Genomic DNA, 1,925 nt, shown 5'->3' on the forward strand with positions numbered 1-1,925 from the left:
CGCGGTTCGAAAACGCCCCCACACGCCAAGACCTCTTGCGAGCCGTCCATGCTTTTGCGGACGCCGTTATCTCGCGGCAAAAGGAGTCGCGTCGTCGCAAGAAACCGTCTCTGATCACGATAGACGTCGATCCGTCCAGCGATCCAACCCACGGGCATCAACAGTTAGCGCGGTAGCGTAAAATATCTTGTGTAAAATCCCGAAAAGGCGTATCCTTTCCCAAATAAAGAAGTTATTGTAGTTTCCGCCTGAACTGGCGGGAGAAAGGAGTACGCCATGAGTAGTAGTAGAGTACTTGAAAGCGACGCGGATGTCAAGGATTTGCTGGAGGCGGACGGAATGCCCAGGAAGGAGCTGAACCAGGAGGTGTTTCTGTCTGGACTGGGCCAGTATTTGCGGAACTTCCTGAGGGAGGCCTTCAAGACAGTGATCCGCAACGAGTTGACGGTCTTCCTCGGACGCGGGCCGTACGAGCGGAGCGAAGAGGACAAGGGGAACTACCGGAACGGCAGCTACCGTCGCAGCCTCGATACTGAATTCGGTGAGTTGAAGGAGATCGAGGTGGCGCGTGACCGGGACGGGGAATTCGAGCCGGAGGTGTTGGACAGATACCGGAGAAGACAGAAGAAGATCGACCGCGCGGTAATCGCGCTCTTTGTCGGCGGGATCTCGACGCGTCGGGTGAAGAAGGTGATGAAAATGCTCATCGGCAAGGGATACAGCGCCGGAACGGTGTCGAACATAAACAAACAGTTGACCGAGGAGATGAAGAAGTGGCTCGAGTCGCCGCTGGCGGACGATGTCCGCTATATCTTCCTTGACGGTCTGAACTTGCCTGTAAGGCGGTTCACTGTGTCGAAGGAGTCGCTGCTGATGGCGATAGGCGTGACGGTGGCCGGACACAGGAAGGTGTTGGGGGTGCAGCTTGGGAGTCGGGAAAGCGCGGCGTCGTGGCGCGAGTTTCTGAAAGGGCTGAAGGCGCGAGGGCTGTGCGGAAAAGAGTTGCGTCTCGGAGTGATGGACGGACTGGCGGGGCTGGAGACTGCTTTCGAGGAGGCGTATCCCCGGGCAAAGACGCAGCGCTGCGTGGTGCACAAGCTGAGAAACGTGGCGGCAAAGCTGCCCCGGTCGATACAGAAGAAGTGTCTGGATGGGTTGAAGCGGGTATTCCATGCGGCGAGCGAGGCGAAGGCGCGCGTGAACTGGTTGCGGTGGAAGGCGAAATGGGAGAAGATCGCGCCTGGGGCGGTGGGTTGCGTGGAAAAGGACCTCGAGGCGTTGCTCTCGTTCTATCAGTTCCCGAAGAGCCAATGGGCGGGGTTGCGTACGACGAACCGGATCGAGCGGGCGTTCAAGGAGTTTCGACGCCGGACGCGGGCAATGGACAGTTTTCCGAACGAGGAATGTTGTCTGCGGTGCGTGTATGCGCTGTCGAAGGAACTGGACGAACGGTGGGAGGAGCGGCGGCTGTGCGGCTTTTCGACGATGAAGCCGACTGCGGAAACCGCGAAGCCCCGATGCGTCGTGGCGAACGAGGAGGAAAGAAAGGTCCCGGCGTAGGCCGGTCTGTTGTCCCAGCCGAAGCGCCGCGCGTGTTTTGGGAAAGGAAACGCGAAAATAAAGATTTACACAATTTTCTTGACACTACCAGCTATTGCTTTGACAACGCCGGATTAATCTGATATAGTCAACAGCGCAGTTCCCGCCAACCCCGAGGGGGCCGGACTGAACCACCGAAGATACTGAAGACGCCGAAGCCGTTTCGGTTCCAGTGTCGCGAAAACATGTTTGGTAAAACTCGACAGGGCCATGGAACAACTACTCCACGCTGTGGGTCTCGCGGCTTCCCTTGGCGTCTTTTTCAGCGCCAAGACACAAAGTTCACAAGACCCTGTGGATTGCATGTGCCGCGTTAACGATCAGCA

Annotated in this window: 1 protein-coding gene; it reads left to right on the top strand. The window is 57.6% G+C overall.

Going from position 1 to position 1,925, the window contains the following annotated elements; translation table 11 throughout:
* Window positions 1-276 precede the first annotated feature (276 nt).
* Entirely contained in the window at window positions 277-1,560 is a 1,284-nt protein-coding gene (locus tag QME66_13620; protein MDI6809984.1) for an IS256 family transposase, read from the top strand.
* The last annotated feature ends 365 nt before the right edge of the window (window positions 1,561-1,925 follow it).

Source organism: Candidatus Eisenbacteria bacterium, from assembly GCA_030017955.1.
Lineage (GTDB): Bacteria > Eisenbacteria > RBG-16-71-46 > JASEGR01 > JASEGR01 > JASEGR01.

What these genes read in the sequence shown, in the direction of transcription:
- QME66_13620 (MDI6809984.1), top strand. Translation starts at nt 277, where the DNA reads ATGAGTAGTAGTAGAGTACTTGAAAGCGACGCGGATGTCAAGGATTTG.